The organism is Oleiphilus sp. HI0079, from assembly GCF_001635105.1.
Map to the genome: position 1 here is coordinate 1 of NZ_LWFT01000530.1, position 16,895 is coordinate 16,895.

Annotated in this window: 16 protein-coding genes; 4 read left to right on the forward strand and 12 right to left on the reverse strand. The window is 46.9% G+C overall.

Going from position 1 to position 16,895, the window contains the following annotated elements; translation table 11 throughout:
- Window positions 1-52 precede the first annotated feature (52 nt).
- Complete coding sequence (locus A3750_RS07800) at window positions 53-1,234, reverse strand: glyceraldehyde-3-phosphate dehydrogenase (protein WP_197466051.1); 1,182 nt, start codon at window positions 1,232-1,234, stop codon at window positions 53-55.
- Window positions 1,235-1,484: 250 nt separating this feature from the next.
- Between A3750_RS07800 and A3750_RS07805 the strand changes: the two genes are divergently transcribed.
- Window positions 1,485-2,429, forward strand: a complete 945-nt coding sequence (locus tag A3750_RS07805; protein WP_068450772.1) for a hypothetical protein — start codon at window positions 1,485-1,487, stop codon at window positions 2,427-2,429.
- Between the two features lie 12 nt (window positions 2,430-2,441).
- The gene (locus tag A3750_RS07810) at window positions 2,442-2,882 is read left to right on the forward strand and encodes a hypothetical protein (protein WP_068465238.1); all 441 of its coding nucleotides are present in this window, start codon (window positions 2,442-2,444) and stop codon (window positions 2,880-2,882) included.
- Between the two features lie 12 nt (window positions 2,883-2,894).
- On the opposite strand, the gene A3750_RS07815 is transcribed toward A3750_RS07810, so the two are convergent.
- The 8 genes from A3750_RS07815 to A3750_RS07850 form a co-directional block, all read right to left on the reverse strand.
- Window positions 2,895-4,055 carry a diguanylate cyclase gene (locus A3750_RS07815; RefSeq protein WP_068450778.1) on the reverse strand — a complete coding sequence of 387 codons (1,161 nt, stop codon included), beginning with the start codon at window positions 4,053-4,055 and terminating at the stop codon, window positions 2,895-2,897.
- 200 nt (window positions 4,056-4,255) lie between these two features.
- Window positions 4,256-5,323, reverse strand: coding sequence for a CNNM domain-containing protein (locus A3750_RS07820; RefSeq protein WP_068450781.1), 1,068 nt, complete (start codon window positions 5,321-5,323; stop codon window positions 4,256-4,258).
- A 175-nt stretch (window positions 5,324-5,498) separates the two neighbouring features.
- Entirely contained in the window at window positions 5,499-6,566 is a 1,068-nt protein-coding gene (locus A3750_RS07825; RefSeq protein ID WP_068450783.1) for an HlyD family secretion protein, read from the reverse strand.
- Entirely contained in the window at window positions 6,566-7,891 is a 1,326-nt protein-coding gene (locus A3750_RS07830) for a glycosyltransferase (RefSeq protein WP_068450786.1), read from the reverse strand. The genes A3750_RS07825 and A3750_RS07830 overlap by 1 nt, the downstream gene beginning before the upstream one ends.
- A gap of 9 nt (window positions 7,892-7,900) precedes the next feature.
- On the reverse strand, window positions 7,901-9,361 hold the full coding sequence (locus tag A3750_RS07835; RefSeq protein ID WP_068450789.1) for a hypothetical protein: 1,461 nt from the start codon (window positions 9,359-9,361) through the stop codon (window positions 7,901-7,903).
- A gap of 152 nt (window positions 9,362-9,513) precedes the next feature.
- Window positions 9,514-11,367 carry a TIGR03545 family protein gene (locus A3750_RS07840; RefSeq protein ID WP_068450791.1) on the reverse strand — a complete coding sequence of 618 codons (1,854 nt, stop codon included), beginning with the start codon at window positions 11,365-11,367 and terminating at the stop codon, window positions 9,514-9,516.
- Entirely contained in the window at window positions 11,364-11,921 is a 558-nt protein-coding gene (locus A3750_RS07845; RefSeq protein ID WP_082873231.1) for a TIGR03546 family protein, read from the reverse strand. Before A3750_RS07845 ends, A3750_RS07840 begins: the two co-directional genes overlap by 4 nt.
- A 62-nt stretch (window positions 11,922-11,983) precedes the next feature.
- Complete coding sequence (locus A3750_RS07850; RefSeq protein ID WP_068450797.1) at window positions 11,984-12,904, reverse strand: histone deacetylase; 921 nt, start codon at window positions 12,902-12,904, stop codon at window positions 11,984-11,986.
- Window positions 12,905-13,160: 256 nt separating this feature from the next.
- Between A3750_RS07850 and A3750_RS07855 the strand changes: the two genes are divergently transcribed.
- Window positions 13,161-14,117, forward strand: coding sequence for a polysaccharide deacetylase family protein (locus A3750_RS07855; protein ID WP_197466052.1), 957 nt, complete (start codon window positions 13,161-13,163; stop codon window positions 14,115-14,117).
- A gap of 65 nt (window positions 14,118-14,182) precedes the next feature.
- On the opposite strand, the gene A3750_RS07860 is transcribed toward A3750_RS07855, so the two are convergent.
- Together A3750_RS07860 and A3750_RS07865 are read right to left on the reverse strand one after the other, a co-directional pair.
- Window positions 14,183-15,070: a glucosaminidase domain-containing protein gene (locus tag A3750_RS07860; protein WP_068450802.1), complete on the reverse strand. Its 888-nt coding sequence runs from the start codon at window positions 15,068-15,070 to the stop codon at window positions 14,183-14,185.
- 47 nt (window positions 15,071-15,117) lie between these two features.
- A complete protein-coding gene (locus A3750_RS07865; protein WP_068458167.1) occupies window positions 15,118-15,687 on the reverse strand; it encodes a VF530 family DNA-binding protein in 570 nt (189 codons plus the stop codon).
- Between the two features lie 246 nt (window positions 15,688-15,933).
- Between A3750_RS07865 and A3750_RS07870 the strand changes: the two genes are divergently transcribed.
- A complete protein-coding gene (locus tag A3750_RS07870) occupies window positions 15,934-16,248 on the forward strand; it encodes an alanine-zipper protein (RefSeq protein ID WP_068458169.1) in 315 nt (104 codons plus the stop codon).
- 16 nt (window positions 16,249-16,264) lie between these two features.
- Here A3750_RS07870 and A3750_RS07875 read toward each other — a convergent pair.
- The coding region (locus A3750_RS07875; RefSeq protein WP_156498482.1) for a L,D-transpeptidase at window positions 16,265-16,895 on the reverse strand (631 nt) is incomplete at its 5' end.

A 16,895-nucleotide genomic window follows, 5' to 3' on the forward strand; every position in this document is an offset into this window, starting at 1 on the left:
GACTTAGCCAACAATTAGCCAACCATTAGCCAACCAGCCATCCAATAAATCATTACCAAGCAGATCCTGCTTGAATGTACCACACCGTATCCTCTGGCCCTCGCGCTAAATCCAGCCCCATGAAAAAACCATATCGACGCGCGACGTGATATCGAAAACCCGCACCTTTGTTAATCAAACTATTTGAAGATCCGATATCATCGAGATCATTTGCAATACGCCCCGCGCCTAAGAAGGCCAATAATTCCCAACGAAACCCCATTTCGTACTGCATCTCGACTTCGCTTTGTTGAACATGATTGCCCTGATAGCGTCCGGCAGGTATACCGCGAGAGATCATGGTCGGCGTAGCAAAGGGAGGCAAAAAACCACTTGGATTCACATTCTCACTGTATAACTTAAGCCCCATTCTCCAGTCTTCTTTGAGACGCCAATAATTCAATCCCTCTAGAATAGTCAGGTTATAATCGACATCACTGCCCACTGCATCATCAAAGCGCACCCACTTTAAAGAATACAGATACCCCTCCTTAGGTGAAAACACGTTATCTCGAGTATCGTACTCCGCCACAAGACCAAGGCCACTGGTTTTGGTTTCAACCGTGAGTGCGTTTTTAATCTGCTGTTTGATGTCATCGGGCAAAGTACTGTCGTCCAATGCATCAAAACGACTTGGTTGCATCTCAGCCGAAATCGCGCGCTGCAACACACCCAAAAACAATGGACTTTCCTTTACCCGCATTCTCAATGACTGAAACACACCGCTGGCGCGAGTATTGAGCTCAATCGGAGAGGGCAGCTGGACCTCGCCGAAGCCGTAAAATGCCAAATTTACATCACCATGCCCTCCTCCACCTGTGTATCGGATATTTCCCTTATCCCAAAACGCCATATGGCCCGCACCTGCAAACCAGGAATCATTCCCTGTATAAGCGGCGGCTAAAAACGACGCACTTGGCGGCAACAAGTGCGAGGCCGCTCGTTCGGAGCTTTGCATTGCCTTCAAGCGCTCTTCTTTGTCTTCTTCAGACTCATGAAAAAACACGCCCACCATGCCCGCCCCACCCTCAACGGCAGGATCCGTAATAATTATGGGGACAGGAAGAAAACCATACGCATTTTCAGAAAGGTATCGAGACGCGTCGAACATGCCATCGAGTGGATCAATAAACATGTCTCCCGCCGCAGTTGCATAAGGCGTTGCAGCAAACATCGCGGTGAAAACCGCCCACAAACAAAACTCTCTAGCGCTTTCTCGCAGCCTACATCGCCTAGGTATTGGGTTAATCACTTTCGTCCTCGATATCATTGATTGGGAAGCTCGGAATAGTAACAGAGATACACTCGATCAAAGAACCCTGAAACAACCACACTCGCGTTGAATCGCAGCTTAGGATAAGGTGTCGGTCGTCAACGGTTTTGACGCTCCTCGATCAATGCTGGTCATGCGTCGCTCCTATTCATATTATTTATTAGCTCACTCAATGAAACTACGCTGTTTATCGCGATTAATTACACTGTTTCTCCTCGCGACGCTATCTCTCGAGGCCAGTGCAGATGACTTCCTAGATCGCATGATGATGCAATTCTCGCAAAGCGAAATTGTATTCCAACGCGCAGAAAGTAATGCACCTTTTCTGCCCCTCGCTAGCGCTAATTACAAACGCTATAACGACACCAAGCTTAAATTCGACAACCAGCCAGATATTTCGATTGACCAAACAACCTTCGCGCAAAGTGCAATTTTACCGATTCTCGCAACACCCAAAGATATCGCCTTTGTCGGCGAATGGATTAACAGTTCAAATATCAGCTCAAACAAGAGTGGCTTTGAATCGTTCGATGTTACCCAAGCGGCCCTGCCAATCGGCTGGCTTAGACAAATTAACCAAGAGACGCAGGTTGCCGGTTTTATCGCACCACTTGGCTATAAAGCGACACTCGATAACTCCGATTGGGATTGGCAGACCTTAGGTGGACTTTTTGCGCGTCATGTATACGACAACGACATATGGTGGGCATTCGGTGCATACTTTGATGTAGGTGGCATTGAAGATACCTACCTCCCTTATCTCGGAGCATTTTGGCAAATAGACGAACAATGGAGCGTCAGTGCCATTATGCCCTGGCCTGCCGTATTATTCGCTCCAACAAAAGATACCTTCTTTCGCATCGGCGCATCGCCAACCGGAAGTTCTTGGCAAATCGACTCCGGATCCTCGCAGATCAATCAAGAAATAAGCGGTTGGGATTTTGGCGTCTCGGCTGAACAACGCGTTTTCAAAAACCTTTGGCTTAATCTAGAGACAGGCCTTGGCGGCTTGCGGGCGCTCCGCATCAATGGCAGCCATGTAAGCATGCCAGATTTTAAAGTGGATGCCAGCTCCTATATCAAGCTCGGTATTAACTTCAGACCATCCATACTGTAAAGGCAATAATTCTTGGAAGACGCATACCTACTGCAAGCATCAAGCATGTACTTTTTAAGCTTATGGAAAACCTATCTCGGCCCGCTGATTGCTGCCGGGAGTGGGTTTGGTTATTTTGAGATGCTGACATTCAATCTCGGCGCGGCATTGTCTTCTGCCGTCAGCATGGTGTTCATCAATGATTTTGTGGCCGCACGTCGCACGAACCGAAGAAAGGGGTTCAACGGAAAACTGCGCAAAGCACTTCGGTTTTGGAAAAAATACGGAAGATTGGGTTCAGCAACGTTAGCACCAGTATTAATCGGTATTCCCACGTATGCTGTTCTTGCGCGACACTTTAAAGAACCGCGCAGAAGAATAATTTCTGAATTAGCACTCATTACCTTTGTTTGGTGCAGTATTATCTACTGGGCAGGAAGAGAGGGCCTATTGCTCGCTGAAACACTGCTTTAAGACACACCAACATTATGCAAGTGAGGATGCTGGCTCAGCCGCAGCGCGGCCTTCTCTCTCTGCCTCTCTAGAACTCACCTGGCCTTTCCCTTTCGATTTAGCATCATAGCAGGCAGCGTCTGCCGCCCTGAGAAGAGACTCAAACGACACCTTGCCATCACGCGTATAACCAATACCTAAGCTTGCACCTAGCTTGTCCGCGCCCTCTAGGTCATGCCTTGCCACGTTGATCGCTCTAAGAATCTTGTCACAAACCAGAAAGGCGTCATCCGTAGAATTCACATACAACAAAAGGATAAACTCATCACCGCCAAAACGTGCCGCAACATCCGATTTTCGAATGCTCGCCCGGATAATTTCGCCAATCCGAATCAGTGCTTTGTCTCCGGCTTCATGACCATGCGAATCATTTACTTGCTTGAAGTTATCTAAATCAATAAAAACTAAAGTTGTCAGCTTGTCCTCATTTACCGCCAACGTTCTCGTTTTATTAAACTCGCTCCTAAACTCTTCTCGATTATATAGCGCGACAAGCGGATCGTGCGTAGCCCGATAATTCAGTGAATAGCTCATTTGAATATTATCAAGCATGGTCCTCTGAGTTTGATTCGCGCAACGCATCATCACGATAATTAAAAACAGCACCATCACTGCCAATGCACTATGAATTTCGGTTCCCTCACTCGCTGCGCGAAACAACAGAGGCACGGCTGAAGGGAATAAAAACAAACGATAAGTCGTGGCGTCGACGCCATGCGTGCCGACAGCAGCGGCCACCGACCCACAAATAAAGCAAGCAACTAGAGTCTGATAAAGGGGCTCAATCGAACTGAAAAAGAACAGCGCAAGCACACCAAAATGCAGACCAGAGAGAAAGGTAGTGATCCGATAGACCCTGAGCCAAACAGCGCTTCTATATTGGCCAGGGCGGCGCTTATAAAACAAATAGAGCGCCAGTCGAAACGCATTTAGCGACAAACCAAAAGCAAGCCAAGTCACCAGCCAAGCTCCCGGGTAGATCTCAATCAACAGGAAACCAACAAGGCTGATATTGAGCAAGTTACCGATAATCGCGCCCAGCGAGTTACTCAGTAAAACAGAGATTACCTGCTCTATCTCCCAGCGTTTTCGTAGCTGATCAAAATGTTCTGCTGCGCTATCAGAGGAATGCAAAATGTTTCGTCTTCTAATTATTGGTCACAATGCTCCAACTTAGCCCTGAAGATCGCTTGTCTCGCACACTCAATCGGACTATTCGAAGCGAATGTGCAAAAGTATAGTGTATAAACCACACTAGCGACGGTACTTTTCACTTCTGACTCATTCAGCGACGTACCGCACGAACCAATTTCAATGACAAGCCTAGTTCAGGCCTATCGCGTAGAGCTCGACTTATGACTGTCACGATCTTGTTTCTCATCACGCATACGCTGCTTATGGCTTGCTTTTGCAAAAGCCTGCATGTCCTCTACGGTGTCGGTCTCATCGACGATCTCACGCCCCAACAAGGTTTCGATCGCATCCTCTAAAGAAACAACCCCCTCATTTTGACCAAACTCATCGGTAACCAAAAACAAATGCGCTCTCTGTTTGATAAACGTATCAAGCAGACTTTGCACAGGGAGCTTATTCGACACGCGAAACAGTGGTTTCATGACTGTCCCTATACACTCATTACCCTTACCGTCTCGCTCCGCCTCGTATAAGTCTGCGCGAATGACTTTACCAATCACATCATCTACATGCTCACCGTACACGGGAATACGCGTAAATTGTCGAGTCAGCGGATCGTTCAAGGCATCGCTGATACTTGTCTCAGTGGAAAGCATGTGCACAACACTTCGTGGTGTGAGAATTTTCTCGGTGGTAATTTCCCGAAGACTTAGAAGATTGGAAAGGTACTCATTTTCCTGCGTAAATAGATTTCCCTCCCTGTGACCAAGAGACGCAAGCGCAATAATCTCTTCACGCGTAATTTCATTGCTTTGATTTGAGCTAAACAGCTTGGTCAAACGCGTCGACAACCACACCAGCGGATACACCAATTTAACAAGCCAGGAAATGACATAAGCGGCAGGAATCGCTAACTGACGCCAAAACGTCGCGCCTAGGGTTTTTGGAATAATCTCGGAAAAGTACAGGATGGCGAGTGTCAGCAATACGGCAATTAAGGTTTCCCACTCTGCACCAAACACTTGCATCGCTTGGGAACCAACACCAGCGGCCCCCATTGTATGCGCGAAGGTATTAAGTATGAGGATGCTCGACAATGATTCATCGAGGTTGTCTCTAATCTCCCTAAGCTTACCTGCACGCGTGGGCTTTTCCGCATTGGTGGTCTCGACAAAACTAGGTGAGATAGAGAGCAAAACTGCTTCGAGAATAGAACACAAAAACGAAACGCCAATCGCGATCGCAAGATAAATAACAAGGAGAGTCATGCCGCCTTACCAGTAATGAGACACGCTAACTGTAGCACGTTGAGAATCAGGGCTCTAAGGATATACTCACCAACAGCACAGAAAAAAATAGATAAAACATTTTATAAGGCGACCATTTTTACGAGGCGCAGTTTCTATAGCAGGCCGCCGTTAATCTGAGATCGGTATTTGTCTGCTACCAAAACCGCTGCAGGACAGGGTGAGCATTCCCATAGTGAAAACGCACCTCGACCGGCAAGCCCTCAACAAACTCATCGATTGGCTCATCAATATCAATTTGCACCTTAATCGCCGCTTTCGATGTTTCGAAAGGCCCGGACAGCATTGCAGGAATCTTATCTACTACTTTTACCGGCACTTTCACCTCCCCAATGTATTTTTTTCCATCCGGGAACCTGATTGTAGCCTTGCTACCCTGCTTCGCATATTCCAAACGGTTTGGCTGCAGGTAAACATTCACAACCGGTTGCTCACGATTACGCAGTGACATAAGTGGGCTCGCCTTAACGACAAATTCGCCCTCGCTTACAAAGACTTCGTTAATAATCGATTCAGCATGTGCGTAAATATTCAGCTGACTCTGCTTCGCTTTTGCTCTACTTAGCTCTTTTTCCAGATCAAGCAAAACGCTAGCAGTGAAGCTGCTTGTTTCCCTTGCATGAGAAAGAATGCTCTCGCGCTCTGCCTCAACGGCTTTGTCTTCAATTTCAAGTTTGGCCAACTCAAGCGCAACGCGATCCGACAACGGCATATGCTGTGCGTATTTTTTATCCGATATTTCCTTTTTGAAACCGAGCGATGTTTTTTTTGCGTTATCGTAAAGTGCCACTTTTCGATCACTAACATCCTCAATTTTTAAGCTCGTCCTGTAAACAGACTCTTCATATTCCGCCAATCGATTTTCAAGCAAAGCTATTTCGGCCGCAAACACAGATGAGCGCATTTCAATCAAAGGAGCCCCACGCGTTATTCGATCCCCCTGTTGATAGCCAATATCAACAACAACCCCCTCATCGCGTGCGAATATCGTCACCGGCTCACTCGTTAGAATACCATCCGCTTTTACTAATATATCGGCATTGAAAAAATGCCAAAATACGTACACGACGGGGCTAACAACCAGCAATACCAAAAGGTACCAACGCATCTTGAACGTTGCCCTTTTAGCTGGCGCGTAAGAAACCTTAAAACCCGTTTGACGCGTCGGGTCATGCTGCTTTTCATGTTTAAATTCAACTTTCATTAGAAGCGTTTTCCTCGCGCCAAAACCCACCACGGAGCCATATTGCTTTCTTCATGCCCCCGCCGTACCAGTTCATTCAAAGTAAAAAATACTGTCGCCATGCGCATACATAAGCCATAAAAAGGATAAAGCGGCATGAACAGCAGCGCTTTAAAGTCCTGCACTTTGCGCTCTGACACCATATACATAAATAAGCCATAAAGTAGCAGCGCATAAATTAGATAGATAATGTACTGAACGACCAGCAAAGCAAGATATTCATTAATATCAACATGAGCGAACATAGCGATATTAAATACCAGAATGAGAATGGGCAGCATAATGCTCTGCCAAATACCGTAAATGAGCGTAAACAAAAAGGTTTTCCAGCCAATTAAACCCGGATTCAAGGCATAGCGGTGTTTGCGCATGTATAAAAAGACGAGATCACCATCCCAACGCAGGCGCTGACTGAACAGTTGCTTAAAGTTAGCTGGCACATCGGTATGCCCGATTGCTAAAGGTACGAAGGGCAAACGAAAGTTGGGGTGCCGTTTAAAATACTGCTTGATTCTAACCGTCAGATCTAGATCTTCTGCTGTATGAGTATCCCAAGCACCAATTTGCTTCAAAAAATCGCGCCGAAAAATGCCAAACGCGCCAGAGATATTATTAATCAGATTCCAATTCGCCAAGCCTGTTTTATTGCCCTGAATCGAGATCATATACTCCAAATTCTGCATTTGCGTTGCGAGACCGTCGGTATAATTGCGAACACGTAAGGAACCTCCCGCTGCGGGCACGTTCTCATCCTCAAATTCACGCAGCACCTCGACAATCATCGTATTGTCGAAAGAAGTATCGCCGTCGGCGTTCATCACGATCTCACCACTCGCGAAAGCAAGACCTGAGTTTAAAGTAGAAACCCTGCCGCCACGCTGCCATTTCGGAATGATTTTCAATGTTCGATTTGGATAGTATTTAACGAGTTCTTCGCATTTACGTGCGGCCTCGTAGGTATCCTGATTCTGGATCGCGCCATCTACGACGGGGATAATTTCAATAATGCCTTTGTAATTCTGCTCACACAAACTCACCACCGTCTTAATGATGTCATCACCCTCTCCATAGCAGGTAATAATGCAGGATACTTTAGGTTGAATGCATAAGGGTTTGCGTTTTTTGTAGCATCGATACCAGCGAACCATACCGGTTATGGTTAGAATACTAATCGGCGCCTCAAGCAAGAAAATAAGTGGCAGCACATAAGCAGCGGCAGACGGATCCTCAATAAGCGCGTGAAGAGCACTTTGAATAGAGTAGTAAATACTTAAACTATCTACCATTGCCAGTTCCTAGCCTTTTGTTTCAACAGTGCTTACAAGTTCTTGTTCTGCAATACTGCTCAGCCAGGTACGTGTTTCTGCAAGCCCGCCCTTATCAGACAACTCATAAAACGTCGCGAGTATTTCAATAGGACTATCTAGCGCATCCTGAGAGATGCTTTCAATCGTATTTTTTAGTTTTTCGACGTCAGCTTCATCGTAGTTAGGCAGCAAGAAAAGCCAAAGCGTATCATCCACATTGCAGCGCACGACACTCGTATTGAGATGCGAAGCAAGTCGTGTCAAAAATTCATTATAAAAATCGAGCAAAGCAGGTTCAGAGTTACCACGAACAAAATGAGCGTCACCGGCCACTGTAAACTTGAGGCAATAGTGTTTGCTAACACTATTTTTATCATGAGCTTGCGACAAGGCATTAGTGGGCTCTATCAGCCAAGCTGTTTGCCATGCAAAGCGCTCCAAGTCGAGCGGCGCATCCAAACTCTCGGCGAGTTTCTGCGTTACCGTTCCATACTGGGCTTTTTCTGCACCACGATCACCTAGAGCAAAAGAAAAGTAATTATTGGTGACCAAGCTATGTTGCTCATATTCATGATCACAACTCAAACAAAAGACCTTCACTTGACCATCAATGCTCATCGCATCGCAGCTCCTGCAGCGCATATTCTCAATAGGACGATCATAGTCCGTCCCGATATGCCGCAATTGCGTGTGGCAGTTCTTGCAACTCAAACGCTCATGAAACTGAAATTCCTGCTCCGCAGCAACATGCCCACATGTAAAACAATGAATCGCCCGCTCTGTGTGTATATCAATGGAATGACATGACGGACAGCAGTCAACAAAATTCAATAAAGCCGACTGACATCCGGGGCAGTTTCTAGTGCGCGCAATATTCGCATCCTGCGATAGCCATTGGGCATCTTCCTGTTTATTTAACCAAGCCAACTGTTGAGAGGGTGTCGAAGACGGGCTCCACAGGTCTAACAAAGGATAATGATAGGCTTCGACCAAACCCATATTTTTAACCGCCGCAATCTTCCTTTCGGGAACCAACCACAAATAACGAATCAAGCGTTCGATCAAATTTGCATGCGCATTCAAAGAAAGAATCTCATTTCGCTGAGTGTAGTGATAGAACAACGGAATGAGCCTCTCTAGTTGCGTTTCGTCGAAGCTAGAGATTAATGCATCGCTCAACGGGTGTTCGAACCCAAGCGTGACGATGGGCTTAAGTCCATGTTCCGACTCGCGAATAACATTAACCGTCTCTGGAGCCGATACCGCCATGCTGTCTTTTGATAGATCGCCAACGATGACAAACGCATTAAATTGCTCACTATCAGACTCATCAAAGCGATCAAGCGCTCTTACTTGTACTTCAGACTCTACAACTTCAAAAGACGCAGACAGTTGGGTGAACTGCTCCTTAGAAGCGCCAATCACAGCAATACAAAACGTGCTTTTCATAAAAAACCGATGGTGAACTAAATTTTTAGGAAGTCAGTCTAGATTAGAGCAAATAATATTTTACACAAGAGCGTATTAACCCCTGCGCACCCGGCCTTGAAAGCCTGAAAGCCCAAAACCATCACAGCCGATTAAACTCACCGTGCGAATATCTAAAACAGGCCTTTAAGTTTGTCTTTAAGCGCATTGCTCGCTTTGTCTTTGGCCTCATCGGCCTGCGCATCAACGTAAGAATCAAGCTGCGTATCTAATAGAGACGCCACCGAATCAAGCTCGCCGTCCAGCAAGGCACTTTGATCGCCAAAGTAGTTAGTGACCTCTTTATTCTCTGCCAAATAATTACTTAGCTTGCTATCAAGCTTTGCCTTCAGCTTGCCCTCCCATTCTTTTTGTTTTTCTTTAAATCTTCCCGCGATCGCGTCTTTTAACACTTTGTCGAGATCAGATTCAAATGCAAACTCTGGCCGAGATAAGGTTCCAGATAACTGGCTGTTCAGATAAAAGCCTTCAACATTGGCAAGCGCACTTGCAAGCTCTTTAGCAACCTGCGACTCACCATCACCGACAAGCGTTGCGCTGTTAAAGCGACTGCCCACAGAACCGCTTAGGTTTTGATTTTCAAGCAGAACATCGGCGTTGAGATCCAATTTCGCAGCGGCAACGCTGACGGCGAGATTCTCGCTCTGGCTGAGATTCAGGTCTTCCAAACTCTGGCCTTTGATATCGATAGCGAGTGTATCGGTGGCCTGTTCCGTTCGGTGATCAATGGTCAACAAAATATCCAGTGCATCGGTATCGTTTAATTCGGTCGCCTTGGCGCTAACAACACTCGGCTTGCCCGTAAGATACTGCTGATGCGTGATATCTTGCCCCAACAACATAAGCTCACCCTGCGAAAGCACAGCGCTGGCTTGCGCTTTTTGAATCAGGAAATCAGGCGTTTTCGCCTTTGCACCAAAATGAATAAATCGTCCGGTCCCGCGTTCAGGGGCAATAAGGTCTTGATGAGCCTCTGCTGTTACGTCTTCAGAAGAGCCGTCTGTATTGGCCATAAGCGGCGCAAGACGGTTATACCAATACATAGCATCTTCAACATAAGACTGAAACTGCGACCCAAAGAGTAAGCCAGTAAGATTAAGCCCACCGTCCGCATCAAGGCTATATTGTGCTTTTAGTGCCTTGAAGTCTTCCTGCGGCGCGCGCTTGAGCGCTTGATAATTCTTCTGTACCAAATCTTGGCTTTGCTGAAGATCCTTTTTCGCCTGGAGCAATAAGGCCTGATCTTTTTCTAACTCACGCTTTAAGGCATCAAATTTAGTTTTACGTGCGTTAAATGCCTCTAGCGAGTCGATGTCGCCACTCGTCAGCTTCTTAAATTCTTGTTCGTAATATTCAAGACGAGTTTCGTCAGGCAGCGCTTGAGCGGTCGCTTGCCATTTGTTTTTCTGCTCCGCGAAGGTGGCATCTAACTGCGTTGCTAAGCTCGTCGTTTTGAGCGGATGCCGCTCTAAAATAGACTCCGCATCCGGCAATTCGCCACCAAGACTGGCGAAGGATTCAGAAACAGAAGGCGGGGCTGCATCGCTTTCTTCGCCTGAAGCCTTGTCGTTCGCTAGGCTAGAGTCAGACACAGCGCCCGACTCTGTGCGTTCAGTGCCGAAGCGCAGCGACTGAATGTTTAGATCTTCAATGATGATCTTACCGCCCCAAAGCTCAAACAAATTAAGCTCTGCGTAAGCTTGCTCCAGTTCTAGCATATTCTGCATAGGCTGCTTCGCATCGGTAACTTGTAAGCCAAAGATGTAAATACCTGCCGGAGAGAGCGATAGATCAACATTCGCAACGTCAACGCGCGCGCCATTAATCTGAGTTCCTGTGCGCTCTATTCCCTGCTTAATGAGCCACGGTGCTGCCCAATAAAAACAGAGCACGAGCAGCGCTGTAATCAGCGCAAAGGCGACAATACCAACAGGTCGGATCATGCTCTTTTGTTTAGTCTGATTCATCGTGCTACCTCTGCCACTGAATACGCCGATGAAAGCTTCTGGAACCAGCTCGAAGCCTTTAACGCCTTTACAATGTGCAAGCGATTCACCCAAGCCACAACGGTGTCGCGGTAGCGTTTGATTAACCAAACACTAACGATATACACAGGAACCGCAAGTACACTAGCGAGCAGCAAGCTACCGATAGTCAGGGTGTTATTAAAGTGCGCCAGGCGCCAAAGGTCACTTTGGTACATACTCGCCCATAACGCTTGTAAAGAATCATTGAGCAAAAGCCCTTCGCCGATAGACGCTGAGTAAGGGTCAAGTAGCCAAGCGATACCCGACCAAACGGGAAAGCTTGCAAAAAACGTAAATAAGTTGATCCTCAAAACACACAGCATCAAAACCACCAGCAGATTATGTAGGCTCCAAAACGGCGTCAGCGCCATGATCATAGAGAGTACGATCGCACCTGCCAGTTGCGCTGGGTTTTCATTTGCATTGAGCAGTTTTAGAAACTTGATAAATCCGTTTAGCATTGTTCGTGCACCAACATCTTTTAAATAGAACAAAACATTAACGCCCTAGTCTTTAAAAAGCTAGAACCTAAAGGCGAAAGTCTAAGATGCAAACCTTACAAGAGATGTGAAGAAAATAGCTCGGCCGCTGTTTCAATTACTACGGCATGGCGCCGAGCTAGTCGTGCATGATCTTTATCGTACCCACCACCAATCACAGTGGCCACAGGTATACCCCGACTTAGACACGCCTTTAGAACCAGCTCATCGCGCTGCCTAATACCAGACGAACTGATATCGAGGTGTCCGAGCCCGTCATCCACCCAGACATCAACGCCAGCATCATAAAGCACGATATCCGGCGCTTGTTGATCTAGTAAGCTTTGGAGAGTGCTCTCGACGATTTCCAGATAGTCATGATCGGACGTATGCTTTTCTAGACCAATATCGAGATCACTATCGCTCTTGCGAAACGGAAAGTTCTTTTCGCAGTGGATAGAGCAAGTAAATGCGTGCGGTTCATTACTCAGCATCGCCGCTGTTCCGTCACCCTGGTGAACGTCTAAGTCAAACACCAGAACGCTGTTCACCTCCTCACATTCGATCAGCGTTTTTGCAGTAAACGCAAGATCATTTAACAAGCAAAACCCTGAACCAAAATCATGGTGCGCATGGTGTGTCCCTCCTGCGAGATGGCTTGCCATTCCGTACTTTAGAGCGAGTCGCGCCGCCAAGAGCGTTCCGTTTGGTGCGGTAAACGTTCGATCAACAAGCCCCTGACTCCATGGCAAACCAATGCGACGCCAAGCCCTTGGGTCAAGCTGCTGATCACAGATCATATCCAAGTAATCCTTATCATGCACACGAGCCATCACCTCTTTTGAAACAACGCCCGGAGTAAACAGATTACGATCACTAACGAAACCTTGATCGCAACAGTAGTCATAAAGACGCACGAACTTCGACATCACGAAGCGATGGTTCTCGGGGAAGGCACACGAGTAATTAGGGTGATAAACAAGAGGTAGCGAATTCAAATATCTACTTGATCTAAAAAAGTCCTTGGATGACCTAACCTTACCAGAACTGTTTAGTTCGTCGAGAGCCAAAATTACGTAACGCGCGTGTTACCGCGTAATTCTTAAAATCGATATCGAAAATTGCCTGCAGCTCATTTAAGCTAGCCCAATGAAACTGACTCATCGAAATTTCGTCTCAAACGCCACGATATGCTTCATACGGTTCGCTTGTGCGCTCGCGTGTCTAACCAGTCCGAACTTAGAAGCAGCGGTTGTGCTTCAATACCACCATGTGGACGATAAGTCACCGCCCAGCACAAGTATCAGCCCAGAGCTATTTGAAAAGCACCTCGAATATATCGAGGAGAATGGTTTTGAGGTCTGGTCGCTGCCTGATGTAGTCGAGCATCTCAAAGCATCAAAGCCTCTTCCAGACAAGGTGGTTTCGATTACCTTTGACGATGCCTATCGATCGATTTACCAGTCTGCATACCCAATGCTTCGCGATCGCGGCTGGCCATTCACTATTTTCGTTGCTACTCAGCCCGTGGAGCAAAAACTAAGCTCGTTTATCACCTGGGCTGAGCTAAAAGAAATGTCAAAGAACGGCGCAACAATCGCTAACCATACGCATAGCCATGCGCATTTAGTGCGTCAGCTAGCCGAAGAAAATACAGCGACGTGGCTGCAGCGTGTGCGCGAGGAGATAACAAGGCCAGAGCGTTTAATCGAGAAAAATCTGGGCAAAACAGAAAAGTTATTCGCCTACCCTTATGGAGAATATACAGCTGAAGTTCAAGCCTTACTAAAGGAATTGGGCTATACGGCATTTGGACAACAGTCGGGCGCTGTTGGACAAGACCTGGACATGACCGCCCTTCCGCGCTTCCCGATGACCAATGTATTTGGAGCGATGAGCCAATTTAAAACCAAAGTAGCCAGTCTACCCATGGCCGCCAAAAAGTTAGCGCCTGATTTGAAAATCGTAACGGGCGATGCACTCGCAGAAGGACTAAGCATTCAGTTTACGAAACAATACGCTGGTATTACCTGCTTTTTCGAAGGCCAGCCCTTAAAGCTCAAACAAACCCGCGAATCCATCGTGATTGAAGCGTTTCCCGTCTTACCCGTCGGGCGTTCACGTATTAACTGTACAGCACCATCGGAAGAGCTGGGGCGGTTTTACTGGTTCTCCCACGCTTGGATCAAACCAAAGCCCGATGGCTCTTAGTACGCAGAGCACTAGCGCTCTGCACTTCGCGACCGGCCTGTGCTTCGTCGCCTAATACCATCGAGTTACTGCTTGGCAGCATCTCCAGAGGCCTTACTCTGATCTTGTTGATCTTGCTCAGCATCGTCATTTTTCACAGAGCTATCCGCTAATCCGGCAGTGTCGCTCCCCTGATCTTCTGCTTCTTCAACAACCTTAGGCGCTGCCGCGCATGGACCTTTACCGTGCGGCGATAGATCGTTAACCCGAATCATCAGACGAATCTCATCAATATAGTGTTGCCCGCGTTCCGAATAACTTCCTAAACCAGCCGCGAGCACACACCCATGAACAGGCTTACTCTCATTGCGCGCATCGAGGCGGAGTTGTCGCACCATGTCGTAAGACGGATGGCTGTTAATGTTGAGGAAATACGCTTGCACAGACTCTTTCGGCGAATCAAAAGTTCGCACTTCATGGTTCGCACCCTCGTTTCGACTTGATGGAACCATTCCGCAACCTTTACTAAAGCACCATTGGCCAAAAAAGTTGTAGCCCTCGGTCGCGAAGCGTGACGTTCCCCAAGCAGACTCAATCGCTGCCTGCGCCAAGACCAAGGAGCTCGGCACAACATCAACGCGACTCAGTAGATCCGCGACATCCTTTTCACTCGCTGGATCATTAATATCTAAACGATACTTCTTAGCTAATTTCTCCAAGGTGCTTTGTTTCACACCTGACTGTATTTTCTCGCGAATCGATAAAATACGCTGATTTTCCTCTTCAGCGAGTGCTCCAAAATACGTAAAGAACGCCTGCTTCTTTGCCGATACCGACTCCATACTCTTAAAGTCAGGCACCTCTACGGTCTCGAAAGAGCCGTCGGACTCAATGATAAAAATAATCAAGCTCCAGAGAACACAAAGCGCTATCAGCCCCTGAAGAAATGATATTTTTTCAATTAGTTTGAGCATCACTTTTCCTTATCATGCCAGTGGGATTAAAAACAAAAAGACAATGATTACTTCTCTCTCCAGGCGGCCCATGGATCACCACCGGCACTATTTGGGGAACTCGTTGAAGAATCAGATGAAGAATGAGTGGAAGAACCGGAGGCTTTATCTTTTCGTCCAGGTCGGTCAGATTCGTATCGTTTACTCGAACTGCCCCCACCGCCATAAGGGCCGCTAGAACGCCCCTGTCGAGATCCGCTCTTGCCAAACTCCGCGGCTTTTTTGGCGCGCTTTTCTTGCAGCCGAGCCGCATCCTCAATACTTAACTCCGCTGGCTCTCCGGGCACTTGCCCGTCAGGAATAATGCGATCTCGCGGTGGGATGTGATATTGCTCTGATGAAGGCCGAGGAAGGTTTTTAAATTGATACAGATAAAATCCTTCCAGTTTTTCACGCGCCCAATCTGTTTTTTTCAAAAACTTTACGCTCGAGGCAATGCTTGGATTGATCTTAAAGCAATTGATATTGAGATACGCATACAGAATCTCAAAGCCATAGTGCTCTACCACCTCCTCCAACAAACTTTTCAACCCTAAACCATGTAGAGGGTTATTCTTAAAGTTCACTTCATCATTCATGCTGCTATCCAAGTTTGTGGCGTGTATTTGATCACAGTAAGTATAACGCAAAAGTCTGCGAACCCTCGCGAACTTAAGCGGATATGTTTTCAACAAATCTTTACAGGGAGCCTTGCGGAAACGCGGTTTAAATGAACTTAAAGTCTTTTGAGGCTTCTATTCCATAAATAATTGACTAAACTGAGTATTTAGTCGAATAGACAAATACAATACGACTGAACTCAAACTAAAAACTTGGAGAGAACCATGTTAAAGAAACTCAGCATGCTTGCTGTAGCCAGCAGCGTTGTTTTAGCAACAGGATGTGCAAGCCTGTCTAAAGAAGACCAATCAAGCCTAGATAGCGCTACTGCCAGCGCGACAGAAGCACAAACAGCCGCCGCCGCAGCGAAAACATCTGCCGATGCTGCTGCACAAGAAGCATCTAGTGCCGGCGCAAAAGCGGATGCAGCAATGGCAAAAGCGGAAGAGGCTCTTCAGGCCGCTAAAGCAGCAATGGCAAAAGCGGAAGAAACAGCAGAAAAAGCAGAACGTATGCTTCAAAAAGCAAGCAGCAAATAAGGCCGAAGCGCTTTATTTACTGATTTGATGCTGCGAAGCTGATCTGAGTAAGATCAGCTTTTTTTGTGCCTATTTTTTGTGGCACGCCAGATGGATGCCGGATCGCCTGCTTAAGCGCCAGAAAATCGATTTTCATAAACCCGTGCTTTTTTTCCAAGCGGCCAACATTCTTAAGAACCTGATCAATAATGACATCCGAGTCTGCATGCGCCTCATCATCGAAATGCAACTCAACGAAGAGCTCCTCACCTGCCAACCCCACTTTTACCGCCTCTTTGACAAAGTGAACAGGCGTATACTTTGGAACCTCCCAGACAAACTTAGCCAAATCTTGATTGTCCATACGAATACATCCGCGGCTCACTTTAGTGCCAATACCAAAAGGCTTGTTTGTCCCGTGAATAAAATACTCAGGAAGATCTAATTGAATGGCAAAAGGCCCTAAAGGGTTTTCTGGACCGGGATACACAACCCAATCCATTTTCTTTCCATGCTCTTCGAAGTACTCCTCGCGAACAGATTCAGGCGGATACCAGTTAGGCTGCTCAATTTTTAGCTTAACCCGCGTATTTATAACCGGAGACGGCGATTCTTCTGCGCCGATACCCACTGGATAAGTAATCACTTTCGAGCCATCTTCAGGAAAA